The organism is Cobetia sp. 14N.309.X.WAT.E.A4, assembly GCF_030397495.1.
Taxonomy (GTDB): Bacteria; Pseudomonadota; Gammaproteobacteria; order Pseudomonadales; family Halomonadaceae; genus Cobetia; species Cobetia marina.
In genome coordinates this window covers 43,777-65,662 of sequence record NZ_JAPNXT010000009.1, presented here as the reverse complement: position 1 = coordinate 65,662, position 21,886 = coordinate 43,777, and the positions used below count along the sequence as shown (strand labels likewise).

The window sequence follows — 21,886 nt, the reverse complement described above, 5'->3', positions numbered from 1 at the left end:
GCATGACCCTGATGACTGACCGCGAGCGTTTCGCGACGGATGAGCATGACGCTCGGATGGCCCATGAGCTTTCACGCGTCATCAAGGCGCCGCAGGGGCCGAGCAACGAGGATACCGATGTACTGCTGCCGGACTCCCTGCTGGCCTTTCTCGGTTGCCGCACACCGCACGCCTGGGTAGAGGCGGCGCTCGACAATCCTGAGCTGTTGCTGATCGACCACGCGCAGTGCGAGAAGAAGGCGGCCTCCACCGCGATGAGTCTGATGTACCGCTATGTGGACCACCCCTTGCTGCTGAGCAAGATGTCACAGCTGGCTCGAGAGGAGCTTCTGCACTTCGAGCAGGTGGTAGGACTGATGGAAAGGCGTGGAATCGTCTATCGTCATATCAAGGCTTCCCGATATGCAGAAGGACTGCGTCAGCAGGTGCGCAAGGAAGACCCTCAGCGGCTGGTGGATATCCTGCTGATCGGGGCATTGATCGAAGCGCGGTCCTGCGAGCGATTCGCGCGTCTGATCCCGTATCTTGAGCCCGAGCTTGCAAAGTTCTATCGCACTTTGGTTAAGTCTGAGGGACGCCATTATGAGGATTACCTCATGTTGGCCGAGCGTTACAGCAAGGAACCATTGGAATCCCGTCTTGCGGTACTGCGTGCGGTGGAGAAGGAGCTGATCGAACGTCCTGATGTCAGCTTCCGTTTCCACAGCGGCATCCCCGTCACGAATCGGGTGGAAAACGCCTCAAGCCAGGTGAGTTGAGGCAGTACAGACACAAGGCAAGGCTCAAGAACAGGGGACCTCCGGCGCCATGGCTGGGCTGGCGTTTCGTTCGCGACTTTGAAATGGATGACACATGACGCAGGAAACATCTGGTCAAGCTCAATTGGCGCTGCTGGGACATTTCCAGCTGACCCTGGGCGATGACACGCTGACGCAGTTCAGCTACGACAAGGTCAAGGCACTGTTGCTGCATCTTCTGCTGCATGATCAGGCCGTCTCGCGGGCGGGGCTAGCAGAGCTGCTATGGCCGGATCAGGGGCTGTCCTCGGGCCGCACCAACCTGCGCCATGCCCTGCATTGCCTGCGTCAGAGCCTGGGGGAGGAGGCCGACAATCTTCTGACGGTCTCACGTCAGACGATCGCGCTGTCGATTCCGGATTACTGGGAGCTGGATCTCGACGAGCTCAACGGCCTGTTGCTGGCGCCGCCCTCGGTGGCGACGCTCAACGAGGTGCTGGGACTCTACCGGGGCGATCTCGTCGAAGAGCTTGCCCTGACCCAGTGCCCGGAATTCCAGCGCTGGATGATCAAGGTGCGCGGCGAATGGCGTCAGCGCGTCATCCAGTATGCCGAGCGAGTACTGGCGACCGATGAGCCGGTCCCGGACGACGTACTGCGGACCCTGGTGAGCCGCTTCTCCGGATATGGCCCCTTCCATGAACGCCTGGTACGTCAGCTCGCGGAAGATGGTCAGTCGGCTGCGGCGCATGAGCAGTTCAATGCCTTCCTGCAACAGCTGGCACTCTCCGGTCAGCAGCCTGATCCGGGATTCCTGCAGCTGGCCCGTTACTGGTCCGATGGCAAGAGCGAGCAGATGGGCGCGCTCACGCCGCAGGGCGCCATTTCTCGCACGCTGTCGCTGGACAGCGCGCCGCTGCGTGAAGACGAGATCGACCATCGTCAGCTGTCGGTCATGGCGATTCGCCTCAGCGTCAAGGACAGTCATCGCGATCGCGTCTGGGCCCGCGCCAGTCTGACCCTGCAGATCGAGCTGCTGCGCTGGCTGGAGCAGCAATGTCACCACTTGGGCGGTTTCTGGCTGCCGGGTGCCACGGGTGGCGTCGGCCTGGCGTGCTTCGGCACGCATGGCCCGGCCCACCAGCTGGCAGAGCTCGTGGCGCTTTATGAGCACTGCAGCAAGGCGATGCCGGATGAGATCGAGCGGATCTGGGATGGCGAAGGCAAGCCGCCGGTCTTCTCGCTGTCGGCGGGTCTCCACTCCGGGCAGGTCATCTATCTGCCGGAGCGTCAGCTGGCCGACCCGCTTGGCCAGGTGACCCAGTATTCCCTGGAATTGATGACGGCGGCCGAAGGCAGCGAGCTGGTGATTTCCCAGGAGGCCAGTCAGCACATGCCTCCCGCACTGGATCTGCAGCCACGTCTCACGTCACGCCTGTTGGCAGCGGACGGACGGGTGCGTCTGCGCGCGTTGGTCCTGAGCAGCGGCGTGGGGCATCGTGAGGCGTCACTGCCGACACTGATCGGACGTGAAGGCGAGCTGCGCCGTCTGCGCGATGCGCTGGCGCGTGCCAGTATCGGGCTGCGTCAGAGCGTGCTGGTCAGCGGCAACTCCGGCATGGGCAAGTCGGCCCTGATGGTCAACTTCCGGCAGCTCGAACAGAGTCAGGACGTGGGCCTGTGCTGGATGCCGACGACTCGCCTCTCGCAGCTGGAACCCTACAGCGTGGTGCGCACCCTGATGCGCTGGCGCCTCGATGGTCATGTGGATCGTGATGGCGTCGAACAGGTATTTGAATCCTCCGAGGCCTTGCAGGCTCTCGACGAGGACGTGCGTCGCTCCTTCCATGCGGTGCTGGGGACCGCGGAGGAGGCCTCGGAAGATGAATCCCTGATCCAGAGCAGCGAGACGGTCGAGCGTGTGGTGCGTGTGCTGCATCTGGTGATCGAGAAATCGGCAAGCCTGCGCCCGCTGGTGATGATGATCGACGACCTGCAGTGGCTCGATGAACCGTCGCTCAAGGTGCTGGCGGGACTGCAGGCGCGCCTGCCCATCAACATCGGCTTCATGCTGGCGGCCAGCCATAACGGCCGCGACAGCCTTGCCGTCAAGCTCAACTGGGACCAGCATATCTCGCTGGGTCGCCTGGACCCGATGCAGGTCTCGCGTCTGCTGTCGCATCTGTCGCGTCGCTATCGTCTGCATCTCAGCCCGCGCATGCGCAGCCAGCTCATCGAGCGCTGCGATGGTGTGCCGCTCTACCTGCAGGAGATCTGTCGTCGTCTCGACATGGATCGCCGTGAGGGGCGTCCGGTGCAGCTCGACGAGCTGCCCAAGGGCTTGATCGGCCTGCTGTCCAGCCGTATCGACCAGCTGGAAGAAGGCCGCGATGTGGCCCACGCCGCCGCCGTGCTGGGACGTGTCTTCAAGCTGAGCTTCCTGCGCCAGAGCTGCGAATTCGAGGAAGGGCGCCTCAAGCGTTCCATCGAGAGCATGCAGCGCCTGGAGATCATCGAGGCCTGTGGCAACGATAGTGAATTCGACTATCAGTTCACCCACCAGCTGATCCAGGAAGCGGCCTATCTGTCCTGCCCGCGTGATGTGCGTCGCCGCATTCACCTGCAGGTCGTGGCCCTCATCGAGGACAAGCATCCTGCCTGGATCAGCCGTCACCCCGGCTATTTCGCCGTCCATCTGCGCAAGTCACAGAACTTCAGTCGTGCTGCGCGCTATTTCGAGCTGTCGGCACGTGAGGCGCTCAAGATCAGCGCCAACCGTACCGCGCTCAAGATGGCCGACAGTGGTCTGGCGTGTCTCAAGCATGTCGAAGGGCAGGAGGAGCGCGAGGTGAGCCTGCTGACCGTGCGCGGCCAGGCCGGCTTCGCGCTGGAAGGGCATGGTTCCCGCATCGCGCACGAGAGCTTCGTGCAGGCGCGCAATCTGCTCAACAGTCCGGCGCTGCTGGAAGATGATGAGCCGGATCTCGAGCAGGCCTTCATCGTGAAGTGGGGACTGTGGGTCGGTTGCAGTGAGCGCCATGCGCATGCGGATGCCTTCGCGCTGGCCTCGGGCCTGAGTGATCTGGCGGAAGAGCTGTCGGATGGGCGTTATCGTCGTCTGGCCGACTATGCGCGGGCACACTGCGAATTCTGGGCCGGTCGCGTACGCGTGGCAGGTGAGCATCTCGATGAGATCGATCCGGTCCACAATCCCATGGTGCTCGAATGGTTGCCGTTCAGTGATCACCCTCAGGTGGCAGCGGCATGTCTGCAGAGCTGGACGTCCTGCCTGCGCTTTGATTACGTGCAGGCCGAGCAGCAGGCCGAGGCGGCCATCCGCATGGCGGAGGCCATCGGTCAGCCGGGCTCGTTGGCCATGGCGTTGATGTTCTCCACCTCGCTCTATCGTCAGCTGGGGCATACCCATCTGGCCACCCAGCGTGCCGAGCGGGCGCTGGAGCTGACCCGCTCAGCGGATCTGCACCTCTGGCACATGGCGGCGCATGGCGTGCTTGGCTGGGCGCGGGCGATGAACGGCGACCGCGACGGGCTCGCGATGCTGCAGTCCAGCATCAACGAGTTCGCCGAGCTGACCGGGCGTGAGCGGCATCAGCGGCCCAATCTCTGGTACATGGATGCCGTGATGGCGCTGGGTGAGCATTCGGCGGCCGAAGAGTACATGGAGAAGGTGCTGCTGGTGGCTCAGGAGCGCAACTCCTTCTATCTGGCAGAGGTCAGCTACCTGGTGGCCGCGTTGCGTGCCGCTCAAGGTCTGCCGAGCGAGAAGGTGCGTTCCTTGATCGAGCAGGGCCTGGCCTACTCCATCGAGCAGGAAAATCCGCATCATGAAGCAATGGGACTCGCTGCCTGGTTGAGGCTGGTCGATGCGCAGGATGCCGAGCGCTGCGAGCGCCTCAAGGCACTGCTGGATGAGCTGCCGGCAACGGATGCACCCGCGGTACTGGGGTGGCATCAGCTGGTGGAGGCGGTGGAAGGGCGTGCGCGTCGCAAGGCGTCCTCGCCGGCCTGACGCGCACGCCCGGCGCTCCGGGCTGAGCAGACTCTGAACGGCGCCAGTCGCTTCGCAAGCCGAGGCTGGACAAGGAAAAGCCCCCGTTGCCACTCAAGGCAACGGGGGCTTTTCATGGGCGTTGCGAGCGATCAGCCGTGGGTGATCGCATCACACAGTGGCAATGCGAATTCCCGCAGGGTCGGCCCCTGGCCGCAGGCAATGATGTCGAAGGCGGTATCGGGGCGCCAGTCGCCCAGCACGATGCGGCGCGCCGCTTCGCCATCGATCTCGAGTTCATGTACCGCCGGGCGATGGGTGTGGCCGTGGATCAGGGTGCGCACGCCGTGCTCGCGCATCTCGCGAACCACTTCCTCGGGCGTGACGTCCATGATCGCCTCATCCTTCTCGCTATTGGTCTCGCCGGACTGCATGCGCAGTGACTGGGCCAGCGCCAGTCGTTGCTCCAGCGGCATGGCCAGAATCTGTGCCTGCCACTGAGGGTCGCGCGTCATGGCACGAAACTTCATGTAAGCCTCATCGCGGGTACACATGCTGTCGCCATGCATCAGCAGCACGCGCTCGCCGTCGAGCTCGATCACGCTCGGGTCGGGCAGCAGGGTCACGCCGGCCTCGGCCGCGAAGGTCTCGCCGATGAGGAAGTCGCGATTGCCGTGCATGAAGTAGAGCCTGGTGCCGCGGGCCGAGACGCGCTGCATGGCCTCGCTCATGCGCTGGGTGAAGTCGTCGCGATAATCATCGCCGACCCATACCTCGAAGATATCCCCCAGCAGGTAGAGGCGATCCACCGCAGGTTCGCAGGTCGCCAGGCGCGCCATGTAGTCAAGAAAGCCCAGGGCGATCTCGGGAGTCTCGGGCTGCAGGTGCAGGTCGGAGATGAACAGAGTGGTGGCAGTCATGGTCAGGTCCACGGGTCGGGGCGGGTGTCGTCATGCGCAGCAGGCGACGGAAGAGGCCGAGTGAGAGAGCAACGCAAACCGCCCGGCCTGACGCTCGATATCACGAGGCAAGGCCGGGCGGCAGGTACGCGGTGAGGCGCGATCAGCGGAAATCGCTTATTCGGTGATTTCGGCGCTGGTGATGATCACGTCTTCTGCCGGCACGTCGGCGTGGCCGTCGCGACGCGTGGTCTTGACCGCCTCGATCTTCTCGACCACGTCCATGCCTTCGACGACCTTGCCGAACACGCAGTAACCCCAGCCCTGGCTGGTCTTGCTGGTGAAGTTCAGGAAGTCGTTGTCATTGACGTTGATGAAGAACTGGGCGCTGGCGGAGTGAGGATCCATGGTACGTGCCATGGCCACGGTGCCGCGGTCGTTCTTGAGGCCATTGTCGGCTTCGTTCTCGATCACGCCGTTGGTCGGCTTCTGGTTGAAGTCGGTGTCAAAGCCACCGCCCTGAACCATGAAACCCGGGATGACGCGGTGGAAAAGGACGTTGCTGTAGTGGCCTTCACGCACGTATTGCTCGAAGTTGGCCGCAGTCTTCGGGGCCTTCTCGTGGTTGAGTTCGAGGGTGATGTCGCCGTAGTTGGTGTGAAGAACGATCATGCGAATTTCCCGGTCATCTGTCTTGCTCAAGTGTCAGGCAGGCGGGGCCTCATGGCATCGCCTGCGGGCGTCGCGCTATAATAGCGGCTTTGTATCCTGAGACGAAAGCCTGAGGGGGCGGCAGGCCCCGGAGACGCACGCCAGCGCGCGTCACGATCGCCTGCTACCCAGTGCCAGTCCCCGTGACGTCCCGGAACACGACGCCCAAGAACCACACAGAGGTGCAGCGAAACTTCATGAGTACCGAGACCCAGAGCGCCCCGAACTTCGTGTTGAACCAGATCCGCGAAGAACTCGACGCCGGCCGCGCCGAAAAGGTTGTCACGCGTTTCCCGCCGGAGCCCAACGGCTTCCTGCACATCGGGCACGCCAAGTCGATCTGTCTGAACTTCGGTCTGGCGCAACAGCTGGGTGGCGACTGTCACCTGCGCTTCGATGACACCAACCCGGCCAAGGAAGAGCAGGCCTATATCGACGCCATCAAGGAAGACGTCGAGTGGTTGGGCTTCGAGTGGGCCGGCAAGGTGCGCTTCGCCTCCGATTATTTTGATCAGCTCTATGCCTGGGCTCAGCACCTGGTGCGCGAAGGCAAGGCCTATGTCGATGACCTCTCGCCGGACGAGATCCGTGAATACCGTGGCACGCTCAAGGAGCCGGGACGTCCCAGCCCGTATCGTGAGCGTAGCCCCGAGGAGAATCTTGATCTCCTCGAGCGCATGAAGAAGGGCGAGTTCGGCGAGAGCGAGAAGGTGCTGCGTGCGCGCATCGACATGGCCGCGCCCAACATCAATCTGCGCGACCCGATCCTCTACCGCATCCGTCATGCCAGCCACCATCAGACCGGCGACAAGTGGAAGATCTATCCGTCCTATGATTTCACCCACGGTCAATCCGATGCACTGGAAGGCGTGACGCACTCCATCTGTACGCTGGAGTTTGAAGACCACCGCCCGCTGTACGAGTGGTTCCTCGCCAATCTGCCGGTGCCGAGCACGCCGCGTCAGATCGAGTTCGCGCGTCTGAACCTGGATTACACCGTCACTTCCAAGCGCAAGCTGAAGCTGCTGGTGGATGAAGGCGTGGTCGATGGCTGGGATGATCCGCGCATGCCGACCATCTCCGGCATGCGTCGTCGTGGCTATACCGCGGCTTCCATCCGCAAGTTCTGCGACATGATCGGCGTGAGCCGTGCTGACGGCGGCATGGTCGAGATCGGCATGCTGCACCACGCCATTCGCTCGGACCTGGAAGACAACGCGCTGCGTGCCATGTGCGTGCTCAACCCGCTCAAGGTGGTGCTGACCAACCTCCCGGAAGGCCATGAGGAAGTGTTCGAGGTCCCCGGCCATCCGGCGCGTGATGACATGGGCACGCGTCAGATTCCGTTGACCCGTGAGCTGTGGATCGACGCGGATGACTTCATGGAAGACGCGCCGAAGAAGTTCTTCCGTCTCGCGCCCGAGAAGGAAGTGCGTCTGCGCAACGGTTACGTCATCCGCTGTGATGAAGTGATCAAGGATGACGCCGGCGAGATCGTCGAGCTGCGGTGCAGTGTCGACCTCGATACCCTCGGCAAGAACCCGGAAGGCCGCAAGGTCAAGGGTGTCATCCATTGGGTCAGCGCCGAGCATGCAGTGCCGGTCGAGGTGCGTCAGTACGAGAATCTGTTCCTGGAAGCCGAGCCGGACCGTGACAAGGATGTCGATTTCCTTGAGCACCTCAATCCGCAGTCGCTGAGCATCGTCAAGGGCTTCGGTGAGCCGAGTCTGCGCGATGCCGCGCCGGAAACGCGCTACCAGTTCGAGCGTATCGGCTACTTCGTGGCGGATCGTCATGACTGCGTCGATGGCGCGCTGGTCTTCAACCGCACCGTCAGCCTGAAGGACGGTTGGGCCAAGGCACAGAAGAAGGGGTGATGGTCGGCGGGCTCCCGCGGGAGCCCTGTCGTCACGCTTTCGTGACCTGCTTCACGGCCCGCAGTCTGATCCTGTACCTTCTGTGACGAAGTTGCATGACCGGCCTGCGGGCCGTTCCATTTTGAAAGGCTGACAGCTTTCTGTCAGCAAAGTAGCCAAGGGCGATGACTGAATGATTCCACTCGAAGATGCCGCGAGCACACTGTCCATCTACAGTACCCTGAGCCGGACCAAGGCACCTTTCGTGCCACTGGAAGGCAACAAGGTGCGCATGTACGTCTGTGGCGTGACGGTCTATGACCTCTGTCACATCGGGCATGCGCGTGTGATGGTGGCCTTCGATGTCATCACGCGCTACCTGCGTGCGCGCGGGTATGACGTCACCTACGTGCGCAACATCACCGACATCGACGACAAGATCCTCAAGCGCGCCGACGAGAATGGCGAGGCCTTCGATGCGCTCACCGAGCGCATGATCCAGGCGATGCATGAAGATGAAGGGCGCCTGGGGATTCTGCGTCCTGACCTCGAGCCGCGTGCCACCGCGCACATCGCTGACATCATCGCGATGACCGAGACGCTGATCGACAAGGGCTATGCCTATGCGGCCAGCAACGGTGATGTCTACTACCGTGTGCGTCGTTTCGAGGGCTACGGCAAGCTCAACAACCGTCAGCTGGACGACATGCAGTCCGGTGCGCGCGTGGAGGTCGAGGAAGCCAAGGAAGATCCGCTCGACTTCGTGCTGTGGAAGGCTGCCAAGCCGGGCGAGGCCAGCTGGCCGTCGCCCTGGGGGGAGGGGCGTCCTGGCTGGCACATCGAGTGCTCCGCGATGTCGACCTGCTGCCTGGGCAACACCTTCGATATCCACGGCGGCGGGCCGGACCTGACCTTCCCCCATCACGAGAACGAGATCGCCCAGTCCGAGGCCGCCACGGGCCAGCAGTACGCCAATGTGTGGATGCATGCCGGCGCGGTGCGTGTCGGTCAGGACAAGATGTCCAAGTCGCTGGGCAACTTCTTCACCATTCGTGACGTGCTGGAGCAGCACAACCCGGAAGTGGTGCGTTACCTGCTGGTGGCCAGCCACTATCGCAGCGCGATCAGCTATGAAGCCAACTCGCTGGATGAGGCGCGTCGCTCGCTGGAGCGCTTCTACAATGCGCTCGAGACTGTCACGCCCGAGCAAGGCGAGGTGTCAGGCGATTGGCGGGCACGCTTCGTGGCCGCCATGGATGACGACTTCAATACGGCGGGTGCGCTGTCGGTGCTGTTCGAGCTGGCACGCGAGCTGAACCGTGCCAAGAAGGAAGCACCGCAGCAGGCGCCGGCGCTGGCCTTTGAGCTGATCTCGCTGGGCGGTCTGCTGGGCCTGTTCGGGCAGGACCCGGCAGTCTTCCTCAAGGGCGATACTGCGGCACTGGCGTTGTCTGAAGACGAGATCCAGGCGCAGATCGAGGCGCGTGCCGCCGCCAAGAAGGCCAAGGATTTCGCGGGGGCGGATCGCATCCGTGACGAGCTGGCCGCACAGGGCATCATCCTCAAGGACTCCCGTGAGGGGACGACCTGGGTGCTGGAAGGCTGATGTCAATGGCGTGATGCGATGTCAGCATGAAAAAACCGCCGTCCCATGAGGGGCGGCGGTTTTTTGTGCGCTGTCGACCAGCACCGCTTTCGAACCGTCTGCGATCAGCTGGCGAGTCGCTTGACCATGGCATCGACCATGCGCGAGGACTGGCGTGCGGCCACGTGCAGGAATTCCTCGAAGGACTGGCTGTTGTTGTCCTTGCCGGCGATGTCGGACAGCGCACGGATGACCACGAACGGCATGTCGTAGAGGTAGCAGGTCTGGGCGATGGCGGCGGCTTCCATCTCGGCGGCCAGCATGCTCGGGAAGCGTGAGCGGGTCAGCGCGACCAGTTCCGGGTCGGACATGAAGATGTCGCCGGTGCAGATCAGGCCTTCACGCGCCTTGATCTCTCCCTGGGCCTCGACGCACTCGCGCGCGACCTTGACCAGCTCAGGGGCTGACGGGTAGGCCGCCGGCATCTGCGGCACCTGTCCGTGCTCATAGCCGAAGACCACGGCATCGACATCGTGATGGCGCACTTCGCTGGAGATGACCACATCGCCGATCTCGAGATCAGACGCGAAACCACCGGCCGAGCCGGTATTGATGATGGCATCCGGCTGGTAGCGCTCGATCATCTGGCAGGCACCGACGGCGGCATTCACCTTGCCGATACCGGATTGCAGCAGCACGATCTTCATTCCGTGCAGCTGGCCGACGTGGAAGGTGGAGCCGGCGTGGGTGCTGGTGGTGCTGTCTTCCAGGCGCTCGGCGAGAATGGCCACTTCCTCGGCCATGGCGCCGATGATGCCAAGAGTCTTGAGGGTCATGATGCGATCCTGAGTCAGACGCGATGAAGGCCCGTTCATGTCGGGCCTCCATCACGAGCTAGAGAGAAGGGCGAGGGGGTTACTCGGCGGTGAGGCGCGTGTCGTGCAGCTCGGCGGCGAACAGGGTGTTCTCCAGCAGCGAGGCCACGGTCATCGGGCCTACCCCGCCGGGGACCGGCGTGATCCAGCCGGCGCGCTCCGCGGCTGGCGCGAATTCCACATCGCCGACCAGCGAACCGTCCTCGAGGCGATTGATGCCCACATCGATGACGATGGCGCCGTCCTTGATCCATTCCCCCTTGACCAGGCCCGGCTTGCCCACGCCGACCACGACCAGGTCCGCCTGGCGGACCTTGCTCTCAAGGTCCTTGGTGAAGCGGTGGCAGACGGTGGTGGTGCAGCCAGCCAGCATCAGCTCCAGCGCCATCGGGCGGCCGACGATGTTGGACGCGCCGACGATGGTGGCGTCCATGCCGCGCACCTGCAGGCCGCTCTCGGACAGCAGCGTCATGATGCCCTTGGGCGTGCAGGGACGCATCACCGGCAGGCGCTGTGCCAGACGACCGAGGTTGTAGGGATGGAAGCCGTCCACATCCTTGTCGGTGCGGATCCGTTCGAGGATCGGGCGTGAGTCGAGGTGCTCCGGCAGCGGCAGCTGGACCAGGATGCCATCAATGCTGGCATCGTCATTCAGCGAGTCGACCAGTGCCTCAAGTTCCTGTTGGGTCGTGTCAGCAGGCAGACGGTGCTGGGTGGAGAGGATGCCTGCCTTCTCGCAAGCGCGGTGCTTGTTGCGGACATAGACCTCGGATGCCGCGTCTTCGCCGACCAGCACGACGGCAAGCCCCGGGATTCGTTCACCGGCATCGCGGCGCGCTTCGACCTGGCGGCCGACCTGTTGGCGTACGCGTTCGGCAATGGCCTTGCCATCAATCAGTTGTGCTGCCATCAGCGATCATTCCTTCTCATAGGCAAAAATGCAGGAGGGGAGAAACCGGGGACAATTTTCGCATGCCCTGTCTGGCAGTCAACGCCGAATGACGACCTTGGTCGAAAGCAGGTGCAAGTATCGCCTCTTTTGGAGGCGTCTCGTGGGCAGGCAGCGGTGCTGATTGCCCACGAGTCTGGAACTCGACGTCGTGAGACCACAGCTGTCGGTTCTCTCAGCCAGTTCTCTCTGTCAGACCTTTCTGTCAGTTTTCCAGGGATCCGTCAGACGAGGCGTTCGTGAGATGCCTGATCGGGGAAGAGAAATAGAAAGAGGTAGAGGTAGAGGTAGAGGTAGAAAGGACGATCGACGTGATCAGCTTCGAGGAGAAGGAGAAGGAGAAGGAGAAGGAGAAGCTCAGACCCGATGGTCGGGCCACGGATGCCGCTCAGTGGAAGTGAGTCGTCACTGATCTCGCCCGGTGCCAGGGTAGGGGCGAGAGTGAGGTGCCCGTATGGCGGTGGTAGCGCACCCCGCGTGTATCACTGGATGCTGACATGACAGTGGCGTGACAGCAGGAAGGGAAACGATTCTTTTGGAAAGAATTCACGTAAGGGCTTGACCGCAGACGAAAGTTCGGTAGAATACGCCTCGCATCGACGGGGTTCGACGGTCGGTTGAAGACGGTTTCGGGATATAGCGCAGTCTGGTAGCGCGCCTGCTTTGGGAGCAGGATGTCGGGGGTTCGAATCCCTCTATCCCGACCATTTGAATGCAGCACCTCGCAAGACTTCGGTCTTTCGAGACACGCATTCAAGGCTTTGTCCGGAGGTTGACTCGCAGCATCAGTTTCTGCGCCTATAGCTCAACCGGATAGAGCAACGGCCTTCTAAGCCGTAGGTTGCAGGTTCGAGTCCTGCTGGGCGTGCCATCACGATAGCGATTGTTGTCATGATGGGAATCGGATTGCTCTTCATTGAGCCTGATGATGGCGACCAGACGATGTGAAGGTGTTCATGCAGTGGTGGGTGTAGCTCAGTGGTAGAGCCCCGGATTGTGACTCCGGTGGTCGTGGGTTCGAACCCCATCATCCACCCCATTGCATGTCAGCTTGAGCAGTATCAACGAGATGGAGACGGCAGGCTTTCTGTCCAACCTCCAGAAGTGGTGGGTGTAGCTCAGTGGTAGAGCCCCGGATTGTGACTCCGGTGGTCGTGGGTTCGAACCCCATCATCCACCCCACGTCTCGATGAATATCAGGATGCTGCCTGTCCCGCTTGGGCGGGCGGCATGCCGCAAAAGGGGGAGAAGGCCAATGGCTTTCTCCCCCTTTTTTCGTGTTTTTTCGCACTGCTTCGTCTGCGATCTGACCGGGTTGACGGGCGCTCCATGCGCCTGTCAGGCGGGAGGACGGAGCAGAAAAAGGCCTGGCTCCTTGAATATCTTGGACCAAGGCACCATATGGCAGGTCATATCCGCGCTTGCCAGCGCGTGGCGGGGTTTCTACAATCTTCGCCTTTATGATTCGAACGCCACCAGTGGGTAGAGGAACTTTCATGCAAGCTTCTGTCGCAACGACTTCTCCGATCGAGCGCAAGGTCACCATCACGGTGCCGGCTTCTGAAGTCGACCAGGCCGTCAACGCCCGTCTTCTGGAAACCGCCAAGACCGTTCGTCTGAACGGCTTCCGCAAGGGCCACGTGCCGATGGCAGTGGTGCAACAGCGTTACGGCAAGGACGTGCGCAACGAGATCGTTGGCGAGATCATGCGCCAGCATTACGTGACCGCCGTCACCGAAAACGAACTGAACCCGGCTGGCTGGCCGAAGATCGATGCCACCGTCGATGAAGCCGGCAAGGATCTGGAGTTCGTCGCGACTCTGGAAATCTACCCGGAAATCGAACTGAAGCCGATCGAAGGCGCTGAAATCGAGCGTCCGCAGGCCGAAGTGACCGACGCCGACGTCGAAGAGATGATCGAGACCCTGCGCAAGCAGAATGCCTCCTGGACCGACGTCGAGCGCGCAGCCGCTGACGGCGACCAGGTCAAGATCGATTTCGAAGGCTTCCTCGGTGAAGAAGCCTTCGAAGGCGGCAGCGCTGAAGGCCACGAGCTGGTGCTGGGTTCCAACAGCTTCATCCCGGGCTTCGAAGAGCAGCTGGTCGGTGCTTCTGCTGGCGACGACAAGGAAATCAAGGTTTCCTTCCCGGCTGACTACCAGGCCGAGCACCTCGCCGGTCAGGAAGCGACCTTCAAGGTCAAGGTCCACGCCGTCAAGGCTCAGGAACTGCCGGAAGTGAACGAAGAGTTCATCGCCCAGTTCGGCCTGGAAGCTGCCGATGTCGAAAGCTTCAAGGTGGAAGTGAAGAAGAACATGCAGCGCGAGCTGAAGAATGCGATCGAGAATCGCGTCAAGCAGCAGGTGCTGGCTGAGCTGACCAAGGCCAATGACATCCTCGTTCCGCAGGCACTGGCGGATCAGGAAATCGACGGCCTGAAGCGTCAGGCAGCACAGCAGTTCGGTCTGGGCGAAGACTTCGACGTCTCCCAGCTGCCGGGTGAGCTGTTCCAGGACCAGGCCGTCCAGCGCGTCAAGACTGGCCTGCTGCTCAGCGAAGTCGTCAGCAGCAACGAGATGGACGTCAGCGACGAAGAGCTCAACGCTCGCGTTGAAGAAATGGCCCAGCAGTATCAGGATCCGGCTCAGGTCACCGAGTACTATGGTTCCAACGAACAGGCTCGCAACCAGCTCAAGTCCGTCCTGCTCGAAGAGAAGGCCGTTGACAAGCTGCTGACACAGGCTCAGGTTAAGGACGTTACCATGTCCTACCAGGAAGCCCTGCAGGCAGCACAGCAGCAGGAAGAAGCCGAAGAAGAAGCGGCAGAAGCAGAAGAGCAGGCCTGATACCTGTCTGCTGACCTAGCGTGCTGACTTTCTGCATGTGATTCCAGGACCCGGCTACGGCCGGGTCTCTGGTCAGTGGGCAGGGTAAAGTGGCATGCTCAATGGATATCAATGTCATCGGATGAAGGAAGCCCCCATGAACGACTTCGACATCAAGAATGCAGGCGGTCTGGTTCCGATGGTTGTCGAGCAGAATGCTCGCGGCGAACGGGCCTATGACATCTATTCCCGCCTGCTGAAGGAACGGGTGATCTTCCTTGTGGGCCCGGTTGAGGATTACATGGCCAATCTGGTCGTGGCTCAGCTGTTGTTCCTCGAGTCTGAAAACCCGGACAAGGACATCCATCTGTACATCAACTCGCCGGGTGGCTCCGTGACTGCAGGGATGGCGATCTACGACACCATGCAGTTCATCAAGCCCGACGTGTCCACCGTATGCATCGGCCAGGCGGCCAGCATGGGGGCACTGTTGCTGGCAGGCGGTGCCGCTGACAAGCGTTACGCGCTGCCCAATTCTCGTGTGATGATTCACCAGCCGCTGGGTGGCTACCAGGGCCAGGCAACGGACATCGAGATCCACACCAAGGAAATCCTGACCATTCGCGAGAAGCTGAACCGCATTCTCGCGCATCATACGGGTCAGGACTTCGACACCATCGCCAACGATACGGACCGTGACAACTTCATGGCCGCCAATCAGGCGATGGAGTACGGCCTGATCGACGCCGTGCTGGAACGCCGTCCGGACGTGGAATGATCCACGCACACGGCTGACCTGACGTCGGTAAACATGCATTTCCGGTGACTCCCCGGGGAGTCACCGCCATTGAGAGGTACGCGAATGGCTGACGGCAAAGGCAAGGACGAGAACGGCAAACTGCTGTACTGCTCCTTCTGTGGCAAGAATCAGAATGAAGTGCGCAAGCTGATCGCGGGACCTTCCGTCTACATCTGCGACGAATGTGTCGATCTGTGCAATGACATCATTCGCGAAGAGGTCCTCGAAGCCGACGCCGAAGGTGATGATGATCGCCTGCCGGCGCCGCGTGAGATTCGCTCGACTCTCGACGACTACGTGATCGGTCAGGACCGCGCCAAGCGCGTGTTGTCCGTCGCGGTGTACAACCACTACAAGCGTCTGCGTGCCGGTCAGAAGGCAGCGGACGAAGTGGAACTGGGCAAGTCCAACATTCTGCTCATCGGCCCGACCGGTAGCGGCAAGACGCTGCTGGCCGAGACGCTGGCACGCCTGTTGAACGTTCCCTTCACCATCGCGGATGCGACCACCCTGACCGAAGCGGGTTACGTCGGTGAGGATGTCGAGAACATCATCCAGAAGCTGTTGCAGAAGTGCGATTACGATGTCGAGAAGGCCGAACGCGGCATTGTCTACATCGATGAGATCGACAAGATCTCCCGCAAGTCTGACAACCCTTCCATCACCCGTGATGTCTCGGGTGAAGGTGTGCAGCAGGCACTGCTGAAGCTGATCGAGGGCACCACTGCCTCGGTGCCGCCGCAGGGCGGGCGCAAGCATCCTCAGCAGGAGTTCCTGCAGGTCAACACGGCCAACATCCTGTTCATCGTCGGCGGTGCATTCGCCGGTCTGGACAAGGTGATCCGTGAGCGCGCCGAGAAGGGTGGCATCGGCTTCAATGCCGAGGTCAAGAGCAAGCAGGACGAGAAGACGGTTGGTCGCGTACTGGCGGATGTCGAGCCGAGTGATCTGGTCAAGTTCGGTCTCATCCCCGAGTTCGTCGGGCGTCTGCCGGTCATCGCGACATTGACCGAGCTGGACGAGGACGCGCTGGTACAGATCCTGACCGAGCCGAAGAACTCGCTGGTCAAGCAGTACTCGCGCCTGTTCGAGATGGAAGATGTCGAGCTGGACCTGCGTGAAGACGCACTGCGTGCCGTGGCTCGCAAGGCCATCGAGCGTCGTACCGGCGCACGTGGTCTGCGCTCGATTCTCGAGGGCGTGCTGCTCGATACCATGTATGACATTCCCTCGGAAGAGAATGTCAGCAAGGTGGTAGTGGATGAGTCAGTGATTGCCGGCGACAGCAAGCCGCTGCTGATCTACTCCCAGAGCGAAGAGAAGAGTCAGGGCAAGGTGGCCGGCAAGGACGGCTGAAGCGTCCAGGCCTGAGTCGCACCAACGGGGGGCCGCAAGGCCCCCCGTTGCGTTTGCCTTCGTCACTCGCCTCTCTGGCAATGTTCCTCATGACTCGCGTGCGGCTTCATTCAGCGTTGAGTTACCGCCCATGCGTCTCAGGATCATTGCAAAATCATGACCTTGCCCCCATGGTCTCTGTATCAGAGAGCCGTGTGAGGCGGCCCACCCACAGAATACCGAGGAACGTCTGCCATGGAGCAGAACGATGATCAGACCCTGACACTTCCGCTGCTGCCGCTGCGGGATGTGGTGGTCTATCCCCAGATGGTGATTCCGCTGTTCGTCGGCCGGGAAAAGTCGATCCAGGCCCTCGAAGTGGCCATGGAAGGCGACAAGAAGATCCTGCTTGCGGCACAGCGTGAAGCCAGCCAGGACGACCCGACTGCCGAGGATCTCTTCGCGATCGGGACCGTCGCCGACATCATGCAGTTGCTCAAGCTTCCCGATGGTACCGTCAAGGTGCTCATCGAGGGCAGCTCACGCGCCGATATCCAGGCGATTCGTCTGCATGACGACGGTCACAGCATCGCCGATGTCGTGCTGCGTGACAGCCAGCCGCTGTCCGAGCGCGAGCAGGAGACCCTGGTACGCGTTCTGCTCAACCAGTTCGAGCAGTACGTCAAGCTGTCCAAGAAGGTGCCCAATGAAGTGCTGGGCAGCCTGCAGGGCATCGAGGACCCGAGTCGCCTGGTGGATACCATCAGTGCCCACCTGTCACTGGGCATCGATGACAAGCAGGCGCTGCTCGAGATGGACAAGGTGCGCGACCGCATCGAGCACCTGATGACGCTGATCGAAGCCGAGATCGACCTGCTGCAGGTCGAGAAGCGCATTCGTACCCGCGTCAAGGAGCAGATGGAGAAGTCGCAGCGCGAGTACTATCTCAATGAGCAGATGAAGGCCATCCAGAAGGAGATGGGTGAGCTGGATGACGTGCCCAATGAGGTCGAGCAGTATGAGCGTCGCATCAAGGACGCCGGCATGCCCAAGGACGCCGAGGAAAAGGCCAATCAGGAGCTCAACAAGCTCAAGATGATGGGCCCGACGTCCGCCGAGGCGACCGTGGTGCGCACCTACCTGGACTGGCTGTGCGACGTGCCGTGGAAGAAGCGCACCCGCGTGCGTCACGACATTGATCACGCCGCCAGGGTGCTCGATGAGGACCACTACGGTCTCGACGAGGTCAAGGAACGCATCCTCGAGTATCTCGCCGTGCAGAAGCGCGTCAAGAAGCTCAAGGGGCCGGTGCTGTGTCTGGTAGGACCGCCGGGTGTCGGCAAGACGTCGCTGGGCAAGTCCATCGCTCGCGCCACCAATCGCCAGTACACTCGCATGGCGCTGGGTGGCGTGCGGGATGAATCCGAGATCCGTGGCCACCGTCGCACCTACATCGGCGCCTTGCCGGGCAAGATCATCCAGCGCATGACCAAGACCGGCGTCAAGAATCCGCTGGTGCTGCTCGACGAGATCGACAAGCTGGGCATGGATCACCGTGGTGATCCGGCCTCGGCGCTGCTTGAGGTGCTGGACCCGGAGCAGAACGACAAGTTCGCCGATCACTACCTCGAACTGGATTACGATCTGTCCGAGACCCTGTTCATCTGTACCTCGAACTCGATGAACATTCCGGGGCCGCTGCGTGATCGCATGGAGATCATCCGTCTGCCGGGGTACACCGAAGACGAGAAGCTGGCCATCGCGATGCGCTACCTGGCCCCCAAGCAGCTCAAGGCCAATGGCCTGAAGCCGGGCGAGCTGACCTTCAGTGAAGCCTCCGTGCTCGAGCTGATTCGTTACTATTCGCGTGAAGCCGGTGTGCGTGAGCTGGAACGCCAGATCGCCAAGGTCTGCCGCAAGATCGTGCGCGAGCGCGTGGTCGCCGAGGCCAAGGAAGGTGCGCTGTCTTCCATGCACCTCGAGGCCGAGCAGGTCGAGCATTACGCGGGTGTCCGCAAGTACAGCTTCGGTCTCGCGGATGCCGAGGACCAGATCGGGCGCGTGACGGGTCTGGCCTGGACGTCCGTCGGCGGTGAGCTGCTGACCATCGAGTCGGTGGTCACGCCCGGCAAGGGCCGTGTCAGCAAGACAGGCTCGCTGGGCGACGTGATGAAGGAGTCGGTCAGTGCAGCGCATACCGTCGTGCGCGCACGCGCCGAGTCCTTCGGTATCGAGGCTGAACGCTTCGAGAAGGAAGACCTGCACATTCACGTGCCGGAAGGTGCCACGCCGAAGGACGGCCCCAGTGCGGGGGCTGCCATGGTCACCGCGATGGTGTCCGCTTACTGTGGGCGCCCCGTGCGCTGTGATGTGGCGATGACCGGTGAGGTCAACCTGCGCGGCGAAGTCATGCCGATCGGCGGCCTCAAGGAGAAATTGCTGGCAGCGCGACGCGGTGGTATAAAGCTCGTATTGATTCCCGAAGAGAATCGCCGTGATCTCAAGGAGGTCCCGGACACCATCAAGGATGCATTGGACATTCGCCCCGTGCGTTGGATCGATGAAGTTCTTGAGGTGGCTCTGGCGGAAAAGTCTTCAAGTGAGCCGGATGAATCTCGACAGGACGATGCCAGTGGTCGTCAGTCAGTCATCAGTACACATTGATGGATATTTCTGGCCATGCCGTTGTCGAAACGGCGGCGTGGTGCGGTTTTGCGCGTGAGGTTGCTTGACAGTCGTTTGAGGGCGTTGCTATAAACTCCGCTTCGTCGCGATCGCGTTTAGCACCCGTAATTTTCGCGCTGATTTCTGGTAATTTTTTTGCAAATTCAAGGGGTGAAGAGTGAATAAATCCGAGCTGATCGAAGCCATTGCTGCATCTGCCGATATTCCGAAAGCAGCAGCTAGCCGTGCACTCGATGCGATGGTCGACACCGTCACTGATAGCCTGAAGAAAGGTGAGACCGTGGCACTGGTCGGGTTCGGCACCTTTACTGTCAAGGAGCGCGCTGCTCGTACTGGCCGTAACCCGCAGACTGGCGATCCGATCGAAATCAGTGCTGCCAAGGTGCCGAGCTTCAAGGCTGGCAAGGCACTGAAAGACGCCGTCAACTGAGGTCTGCCTGCTCTTGCAGGTACCCGGTGACGTGGTGCCGCCCTGTCAGGACGTCGTTGTCTGTCAGGTCGGCACCAGGAAATCGAAGCGCATCGCCTGGCGATGCGCTTTTTTTGTGACTGATATCATGGGCAATCTGCGGTGACCCTGCTTCTGACGCTACCAAAGGCACCTGCATCTGTCGGCGTCATGCGTATAATCAACAGTCACTGATTCGCGGCCCTAGAGGCCATTTCCTTCCCTGTAGCTCGAGGCCCGCATGCTGCAACGAATTCGAGACCGGTCGCATGGCTGGGTGGCCAAGACGATCGTTGGCTTTATCGTCGTCACCTTTGCCTTCTTCGGCGTTGAGTCGATCATTGGTGCCTTCACTGGCAGCAGTGATGAGATCGCCAGCGTCAATGGCGACAAGATCAGCCGTCAGTCAGTTGAGACCGAAGTGCAACGTGCCATCCGTTCCGGACAGGTCGCTCCCGAACAGGAGCGTGAGGCACGCAATCAGATCATCACCCAGATGATCGATTCCCGTCTGCTGGACCAGTACGCCGAAGAGGGTGGATTGCACCTCTCAGAACAACAGCTCGATCAACTGATCGTCAGCTTCCCGGAATTCCAGGATGACCAGGGCCGCTTTGACGCCGACGTCTTCCGCAATCGTCTGGCCAGCGCCGGCTACTCGCCGACGTCCTTCCGCGAGCAGTTGCGCAGCGACACCCTGCGTCAGCAGCTGACCGATGGCTTTGCCGCCAGTGCCTTCGTGCTGCCGGGCGAAGAAGAGAAGCTCAGCCAGCTTCAGCGTCAGACGCGCAGTTTCCGTTACGCCACCCTGAGTCAGGCCGACCTCGAGTCGCCGGTCACCCTGAACGAGGATGAGCTGACCGCCTGGTATGACAGCCATCAGGACAACTATCGGCGTCCGGCTCAGGTCAAGCTGGCCTATGTGCTGCTGGATCAGAATGAGCTGGCCGACGGCGGCGAGATCAGTGAGGACACGCTCAAGGCCGAATATGCCGCCAAGCGTGCCGATGCACCGCGCGAGATCGCGCACATCATGGTCGAGAAGGGCGATGATGTGGCGGCTGCGCGTGCCAAGCTCGAAGGCGCACGTGACGCACTCGCCAACGGCGAAGACTTCGCCAAGGTGGCGGCCGAGGTCTCCGAAGACAGCTCCACGGCCGAGGATGGCGGTGAGCTGGGCGTGATCACCCGCGGTATCTTCGGCGAAGACTTCGATGACGCTGCCTTCGCGCTGGATGAAGGGCAGGTCTCGGACATCGTCGATACCGGCGACAGCCTGCACCTGATCAAGGTGACCGGGCTCGATATCGCGCCGTTCGACGAAATGCGTGATGAACTGCTCACCCAGGCGCGCAAGTCAGCCTCGCGTGACACCTTCAATGAGAAGGCGCAGCAGCTCAAGGATGAAAGCTTCGCGGCGGATGATCTGGCCAGCGTTGCCGAGGATCTGGATCTTCCGCTGGAGAAGACCGACTGGGTGGCACAGGAGAATGACGACGAACTGCTGTCCGAGCCGGGCGTGATGGCGGCTGCCTTCGATGACGAAGTGCTCAAGGAAGGCTACAACAGCGATGTGATCGAACTCGACGACAGTCGCCGTCTGGTGCTGCGCGTGCTCGAGCAGCGTCCGGCCACCACGCTGGCCCTCGACGAGGTCAAGCAGCAGGTGCAGCGTGAAGCCAAGGCGGACAAGACCGCCAAGGCGCTTGAGGCATTGGCACAGACGCGCATCGAGGCGCTGCGTGAAGGCAAGTCGCTGGAAGGGATCGACTGGCGCGACGCAGACGACGTCAGCCGTCAGGGAGATTCCCAGCTGCCTGAGAATCTGGTCAAGCAGGCCTTCGCGCTGCCGCATCCCGAGGCAGACCAGCCGGTGTATGGCAAGGCAGCCCTCAAGGGCGGCATCGCCCTGATCGCGTTGACCGATGTAGGAGAGGCCGAGCCGGGTGACATGGATCAGTTCCTGTCGCGTCTGGCGATGCGCCTGCAGGCCCAGTCAGCCGTCGAGGGGCTGCAGGAATCCTTGCGCGAGAGTGCCGATATCGAGCGCAAGTGAGCACGGAGCAACGGACGTGAGTATCGTCACGTCTCACTCGAGGCATCGCTTCCCTTCAGAATCACGTCCTGACCTCTGCCACCAGAGACCGCCACCCAATGGGGTGGCGGTCTTTTT

14 protein-coding genes and 4 tRNA genes are annotated in these 21,886 nt (G+C 61.6%); 14 read left to right on the top strand and 4 right to left on the bottom strand.

The window, feature by feature from the left end; all coding sequences use genetic code 11:
• Positions 1-56 precede the first annotated feature (56 nt).
• Together OW493_RS12945 and OW493_RS12940 are read left to right on the top strand one after the other, a co-directional pair.
• Positions 57-758 (top strand): tRNA-(ms[2]io[6]A)-hydroxylase, encoded by a 702-nt coding sequence (locus tag OW493_RS12945; protein WP_289864394.1) that lies wholly within the window; start codon positions 57-59, stop codon positions 756-758.
• A gap of 94 nt (positions 759-852) precedes the next feature.
• On the top strand, positions 853-4,767 hold the full coding sequence (locus OW493_RS12940) for an AAA family ATPase (RefSeq protein WP_077374774.1): 3,915 nt from the start codon (positions 853-855) through the stop codon (positions 4,765-4,767).
• A gap of 131 nt (positions 4,768-4,898) precedes the next feature.
• Here OW493_RS12940 and OW493_RS12935 read toward each other — a convergent pair whose 3' ends face one another.
• Positions 4,899-5,666 (bottom strand): UDP-2,3-diacylglucosamine diphosphatase, encoded by a 768-nt coding sequence (locus OW493_RS12935; protein WP_289864357.1) that lies wholly within the window; start codon positions 5,664-5,666, stop codon positions 4,899-4,901.
• 156 nt (positions 5,667-5,822) lie between these two features.
• Complete coding sequence (locus OW493_RS12930) at positions 5,823-6,317, bottom strand: peptidylprolyl isomerase (RefSeq protein ID WP_043331309.1); 495 nt, start codon at positions 6,315-6,317, stop codon at positions 5,823-5,825.
• A gap of 236 nt (positions 6,318-6,553) precedes the next feature.
• Between OW493_RS12930 and OW493_RS12925 the strand changes: the two genes are divergently transcribed.
• Both OW493_RS12925 and cysS read left to right on the top strand, forming a co-directional pair.
• On the top strand, positions 6,554-8,233 hold the full coding sequence (locus OW493_RS12925) for a glutamine--tRNA ligase/YqeY domain fusion protein (RefSeq protein WP_077374771.1): 1,680 nt from the start codon (positions 6,554-6,556) through the stop codon (positions 8,231-8,233).
• A 202-nt stretch (positions 8,234-8,435) separates the two neighbouring features.
• Positions 8,436-9,818, top strand: a complete 1,383-nt coding sequence (gene cysS / locus OW493_RS12920) for a cysteine--tRNA ligase (RefSeq protein ID WP_084209639.1) — start codon at positions 8,436-8,438, stop codon at positions 9,816-9,818.
• 104 nt (positions 9,819-9,922) lie between these two features.
• Here the strand turns inward: cysS and mtnN are convergent, their stop codons facing one another.
• On the bottom strand, positions 9,923-10,633 hold the full coding sequence (gene mtnN / locus OW493_RS12915) for a 5'-methylthioadenosine/S-adenosylhomocysteine nucleosidase (RefSeq protein WP_077375597.1): 711 nt from the start codon (positions 10,631-10,633) through the stop codon (positions 9,923-9,925).
• A gap of 79 nt (positions 10,634-10,712) precedes the next feature.
• Positions 10,713-11,582, bottom strand: coding sequence for a bifunctional methylenetetrahydrofolate dehydrogenase/methenyltetrahydrofolate cyclohydrolase FolD (gene folD, locus OW493_RS12910; RefSeq protein ID WP_289864355.1), 870 nt, complete (start codon positions 11,580-11,582; stop codon positions 10,713-10,715).
• A 669-nt stretch (positions 11,583-12,251) separates the two neighbouring features.
• On the opposite strand from folD, the gene OW493_RS12905 reads away from it, so the two are divergent.
• The 10 genes from OW493_RS12905 (at position 12,252) to OW493_RS12860 (ending at position 21,769) form a co-directional block, all read left to right on the top strand.
• Positions 12,252-12,328: transfer RNA gene (locus tag OW493_RS12905), tRNA-Pro, on the top strand.
• 87 nt (positions 12,329-12,415) lie between these two features.
• Positions 12,416-12,492 (top strand) — tRNA-Arg (locus OW493_RS12900).
• A gap of 93 nt (positions 12,493-12,585) precedes the next feature.
• Positions 12,586-12,660 (top strand) — tRNA-His (locus OW493_RS12895).
• A 68-nt stretch (positions 12,661-12,728) separates the two neighbouring features.
• Positions 12,729-12,803: transfer RNA gene (locus OW493_RS12890), tRNA-His, on the top strand.
• Positions 12,804-13,117: 314 nt separating this feature from the next.
• Complete coding sequence (gene tig, locus OW493_RS12885; RefSeq protein ID WP_077374765.1) at positions 13,118-14,467, top strand: trigger factor; 1,350 nt, start codon at positions 13,118-13,120, stop codon at positions 14,465-14,467.
• Positions 14,468-14,603: 136 nt separating this feature from the next.
• Positions 14,604-15,224 carry an ATP-dependent Clp endopeptidase proteolytic subunit ClpP gene (gene clpP / locus OW493_RS12880; RefSeq protein ID WP_065392597.1) on the top strand — a complete coding sequence of 207 codons (621 nt, stop codon included), beginning with the start codon at positions 14,604-14,606 and terminating at the stop codon, positions 15,222-15,224.
• 84 nt (positions 15,225-15,308) lie between these two features.
• Positions 15,309-16,601, top strand: a complete 1,293-nt coding sequence (clpX, locus tag OW493_RS12875; RefSeq protein WP_077374762.1) for an ATP-dependent Clp protease ATP-binding subunit ClpX — start codon at positions 15,309-15,311, stop codon at positions 16,599-16,601.
• A gap of 234 nt (positions 16,602-16,835) precedes the next feature.
• The gene (lon, locus tag OW493_RS12870; protein WP_084208104.1) at positions 16,836-19,244 is read left to right on the top strand and encodes an endopeptidase La; all 2,409 of its coding nucleotides are present in this window, start codon (positions 16,836-16,838) and stop codon (positions 19,242-19,244) included.
• 178 nt (positions 19,245-19,422) lie between these two features.
• Positions 19,423-19,695 (top strand): HU family DNA-binding protein, encoded by a 273-nt coding sequence (locus tag OW493_RS12865; protein WP_065392603.1) that lies wholly within the window; start codon positions 19,423-19,425, stop codon positions 19,693-19,695.
• Positions 19,696-19,954: 259 nt separating this feature from the next.
• Positions 19,955-21,769, top strand: a complete 1,815-nt coding sequence (locus OW493_RS12860; protein ID WP_289864354.1) for a SurA N-terminal domain-containing protein — start codon at positions 19,955-19,957, stop codon at positions 21,767-21,769.
• The last annotated feature ends 117 nt before the right edge of the window (positions 21,770-21,886 follow it).

Bases quoted from the DNA above. Each gene is read 5' to 3' on its own strand.
- OW493_RS12945 (WP_289864394.1), top strand. From the start codon at position 57: ATGGCCCATGAGCTTTCACGCGTCATCAAGGCGCCGCAGGGGCCGAGC.
- tig (WP_077374765.1), top strand. From the start codon at position 13,118: ATGCAAGCTTCTGTCGCAACGACTTCTCCGATCGAGCGCAAGGTCACC.
- OW493_RS12925 (WP_077374771.1), top strand. From the start codon at position 6,554: ATGAGTACCGAGACCCAGAGCGCCCCGAACTTCGTGTTGAACCAGATC.
- folD (WP_289864355.1), bottom strand. From the start codon at position 11,582: ATGGCAGCACAACTGATTGATGGCAAGGCCATTGCCGAACGCGTACGC.
- OW493_RS12860 (WP_289864354.1), top strand. From the start codon at position 19,955: ATGCTGCAACGAATTCGAGACCGGTCGCATGGCTGGGTGGCCAAGACG.
- lon (WP_084208104.1), top strand. From the start codon at position 16,836: ATGGAGCAGAACGATGATCAGACCCTGACACTTCCGCTGCTGCCGCTG.
- clpX (WP_077374762.1), top strand. From the start codon at position 15,309: ATGGCTGACGGCAAAGGCAAGGACGAGAACGGCAAACTGCTGTACTGC.
- clpP (WP_065392597.1), top strand. From the start codon at position 14,604: ATGAACGACTTCGACATCAAGAATGCAGGCGGTCTGGTTCCGATGGTT.
- OW493_RS12940 (WP_077374774.1), top strand. From the start codon at position 853: ATGACGCAGGAAACATCTGGTCAAGCTCAATTGGCGCTGCTGGGACAT.
- OW493_RS12935 (WP_289864357.1), bottom strand. From the start codon at position 5,666: ATGACTGCCACCACTCTGTTCATCTCCGACCTGCACCTGCAGCCCGAG.
- mtnN (WP_077375597.1), bottom strand. From the start codon at position 10,633: ATGACCCTCAAGACTCTTGGCATCATCGGCGCCATGGCCGAGGAAGTG.
- OW493_RS12930 (WP_043331309.1), bottom strand. From the start codon at position 6,317: ATGATCGTTCTTCACACCAACTACGGCGACATCACCCTCGAACTCAAC.